The 2,892-nt window shown below is 63.1% G+C and carries 5 protein-coding genes; all 5 read left to right on the forward strand.

From position 1 onward, the window contains the following. The first annotated feature begins 401 nt into the window (after positions 1–401). From BDK63_RS18145 to BDK63_RS18165, 5 genes are read left to right on the forward strand one after another with little or no spacing between them, the layout of a single operon-like run. Entirely contained in the window at positions 402–608 is a 207-nt protein-coding gene (locus BDK63_RS18145) for a hypothetical protein (RefSeq protein ID WP_183334533.1), read from the forward strand. Then, on the forward strand, positions 605–1,252 hold the full coding sequence (locus tag BDK63_RS18150) for a hypothetical protein (RefSeq protein ID WP_183334535.1): 648 nt from the start codon (positions 605–607) through the stop codon (positions 1,250–1,252). The genes BDK63_RS18145 and BDK63_RS18150 overlap by 4 nt, the downstream gene beginning before the upstream one ends. After that, positions 1,249–2,076 (forward strand): DEAD/DEAH box helicase, encoded by an 828-nt coding sequence (locus BDK63_RS18155; RefSeq protein ID WP_246386326.1) that lies wholly within the window; start codon positions 1,249–1,251, stop codon positions 2,074–2,076. Before BDK63_RS18150 ends, BDK63_RS18155 begins: the two co-directional genes overlap by 4 nt. A gap of 37 nt (positions 2,077–2,113) precedes the next feature. Then, positions 2,114–2,518: a transposase gene (locus tag BDK63_RS18160; protein ID WP_183334537.1), complete on the forward strand. Its 405-nt coding sequence runs from the start codon at positions 2,114–2,116 to the stop codon at positions 2,516–2,518. Continuing rightward, a complete protein-coding gene (locus BDK63_RS18165) occupies positions 2,515–2,850 on the forward strand; it encodes a helix-turn-helix domain-containing protein (RefSeq protein ID WP_183334539.1) in 336 nt (111 codons plus the stop codon). Before BDK63_RS18160 ends, BDK63_RS18165 begins: the two co-directional genes overlap by 4 nt. Positions 2,851–2,892 lie beyond the last annotated feature (42 nt).

Here is a 2,892-nt window from a genome sequence, read left to right on the forward strand (position 1 = left end):
TTCGACATGGGAACTGATTCTCCGTCGGTGAATGACGGAATCAGCGTAGGAGATCAAGCCGCCTCGGGATACGACGCGCCAGAACGGCCGCTTACGCTGCAACCGTGTGCCCCAAAACCACCGCGCAGGCCAGGGCTTTACACGCCCGATAGCCGCTGCTACTGTATAGATGTCGAGCTAAATCACTCGGCCGGGTTTGGCGACCCGAATTATCCAAGGCGCATAAGCGCCGCTGCCATGGTAGGCGCTTTTTCTTTGCCTGCCATGTCTATGGCGGTCGTGCGTGGGAGACCCTCGGGTCTGCCGGTCCCCTTGGATGCCGGTTCGCCAACCTGCGTACGGCCGCCCCCATCCTGTTTGGCGACAGCGGGGTCGGCTCCTATATCCAAGGAGCCCCGATTATGGTCCACCCGACCGTTTCTCCCCATCGCAGCAGTCGCCGTGCGCGCGCTGCCGCTCATCGCGCCATGGCCATGGCCGCCCTGGCTTCCAATAGCAGCCTGCAAGTTCGCTACCGCCGCTACCATGCCCACATGCGTAAGGCCGAGGCCCTCTCGCGTGCCGCGGACGCCATCGCCCTGGAGGCAGTGCAGGAGGTGAGCGAATGAGCCCGCGCGTCGATCCTGCAACTACCCTGCCCTCCCCGAAGCCTCGCCGTCACGATCCGCTCTCACGCATGATCGCCGAGGCCCTCGACCATCAGTTGCTCTGCTGCGCAGAAGCCGACGAGTCCTTCACCACTTACGAAATCCGTGACCAGCTGCTCAAGCGGCCGGAGTTCGAAGACATTGACCCGAATCTGCTGCGCTTTCGGGTTCGCGACCGGCTCAAGACGCTTGAGAAACACGGTCTTATCGAAGCGGTTGGGGTCCGTGGAAAAAATCGCCGGCTATTTCGCATGCAGCTGGACGCCCCGGTAGAATCGTCTGAACCCACGACTCCACCCTCCTCATCAGCCACTTCCCAAACTGCCTCATCGACAGAGCCAACCCGGCCGTTGCTCGAACACCTGGAGCAGGAACGCCACTACCTGCAGACAGCCATGCGCTCTGCCATCAGCGAGGCGGAACACTACCAGCACCTGATCACGTCCTTTCCAGATGAACGGTCACAGATCGCCCCGCTTCTTGAGGTGGCCATCGAGCACAGCGGCCGCCTGCAGGGACAGTGGGACGCCAACCTGAAGATCCGGCAGCGTCTGGCACACCGCGGTGAGTGCGGGGCGTCGATTGCTCAGGAGGGTCGCTCATGATGCTGCCGCCCACGTCACGCCATGCGGCGCGCTCTGCTCTGCCGCCGCTGCGCCTCTGGCAGTCGGCCTGCCTGCAACAGGCGCTCGCCACACTGTCACCGCAGCATCCGCATTTTCTGTGTCAGGCCACGCCCGGTGCCGGCAAGATGCGTCTCGCCGCGGAGCTGGCCAATGAGCTGATGTCTCGCGGCGATATCGACTATGTCCTCTACTGCGGCCCCACCCGGGCCGTGGTTCAGGCCGCCATCGAGGCGCTGCAGACCGTCACCGGAAAGTCCATGCACGGCCAGTTGGGCGCCGCCGGTGCCGGGATGACCTATCAGGCGCTGCCGGGACGGCTGGACGCCCTGAAGCGTCTGGGTCAGCAGCATCGCGTGCTCTTGGTATGGGACGAGAGCCACCACGCGGCCGGGCACCTGGGCGGAGAGGGACCGAACCAGTGGGGCAGCACGCTGATGGCCCTGGAGCGTCACATGGCCTATACCCTGGCTCTTTCAGGCACACCGTGGCGGACGGACGGGAGCTGCATGCCACTGCTGCGGTATCTGGAGGTCGCGGATGGTGCCAAGAACACCGCCGCGGTGCCGGGGACATCGGAGGGGGCGATGACCGAAAGGGTTGCCCCAGCGTCAGCGGCAGCACATGTCTTGCAGCCAGACTTTGTCTACACCCTCCAGGATGCCATCCGCGATGGCGTGTGCCGCTACCCTCGCGTGCAGCTGGTGGACAACCGCGCGATCGAGCTGAGCAGCTTTCATCCGCGCACCGGTCGCCAGGAAACCCTGTGTGTCAACCTGAATCCATACACCGGCTCAGTGAGTTAAGCTCAATATCAGAGCCCGAGGTTCAGGAGCCCGTATTATGCCGAAACCGCCAACCGAGCTGCCAGATCATCAGGTCACGCCGAATCCCAAGCTGGAGAAGCGCACGCGTCGTCAGTTCTCAACCGAGTACAAGCTGCGCATCTTGGCGGAAGCCGATGCCTGCCAGCATGGTGAGCTCGGACAGCTGCTGCGCCGCGAAAAGCTCTACAGCAGCCAACTGACCACTTGGCGCAAGGAACTTGCCGAGGATGGCGTAGAGAAGCTTCACAAGACCGCCCCGGGACCGACCCCGAGCAAGACCCCGGAGCAGAAGCGCATCGAGGCACTGGAGCGTGAGAACGCCCGTCTTCAGCAGAGGCTCTCGACCGCTGAAGACTGCCTATCGCTCCAAAAAAAAACCTTATCGATGCTCGATCGCATGAACAATGGGAGCGAACCATGATCACGGTGCTCGAAGAGCGCCCGGCGCGCCTCCCATTGGCCATGGCCTGTCGAGCCCTGGGCATCAACCGCAGCACGGTGTACGCCTGGCGAAAACGCCGCCATGAGCCTTCTACCGGGGCTTCGACGTCGCGCCGGCACTGCCCGCAGCCCAGAGCCCTGTCGGCCGAGGAGCGAGCGAAAATGCTGGAGATCGCGCATAGTGAGCCCTATCGGGATCAGCCGGTGTATGAGATCTACCACGACCTGCTGCAGCAAGGGATCTATCTCGGCTCGCTCACGATGCCTGTCAAGATTGTTGGAACCTGGAATCAGGCGGCTTCTAATCGCTGATCGCGTTGAACCAGCGGGTCTTCCTGGTCCGGGTTCAGCCAG

The organism is Halomonas campaniensis, assembly GCF_014193375.1.
Classification (GTDB): domain Bacteria; phylum Pseudomonadota; class Gammaproteobacteria; order Pseudomonadales; family Halomonadaceae; genus Halomonas; species Halomonas campaniensis.

Coding starts and splice junctions, on each gene's coding strand:
- BDK63_RS18145 (WP_183334533.1), top strand. CDS start 402: ATGGTCCACCCGACCGTTTCTCCCCATCGCAGCAGTCGCCGTGCGCGC.
- BDK63_RS18150 (WP_183334535.1), top strand. CDS start 605: ATGAGCCCGCGCGTCGATCCTGCAACTACCCTGCCCTCCCCGAAGCCT.
- BDK63_RS18155 (WP_246386326.1), top strand. CDS start 1,249: ATGATGCTGCCGCCCACGTCACGCCATGCGGCGCGCTCTGCTCTGCCG.
- BDK63_RS18160 (WP_183334537.1), top strand. CDS start 2,114: ATGCCGAAACCGCCAACCGAGCTGCCAGATCATCAGGTCACGCCGAAT.
- BDK63_RS18165 (WP_183334539.1), top strand. CDS start 2,515: ATGATCACGGTGCTCGAAGAGCGCCCGGCGCGCCTCCCATTGGCCATG.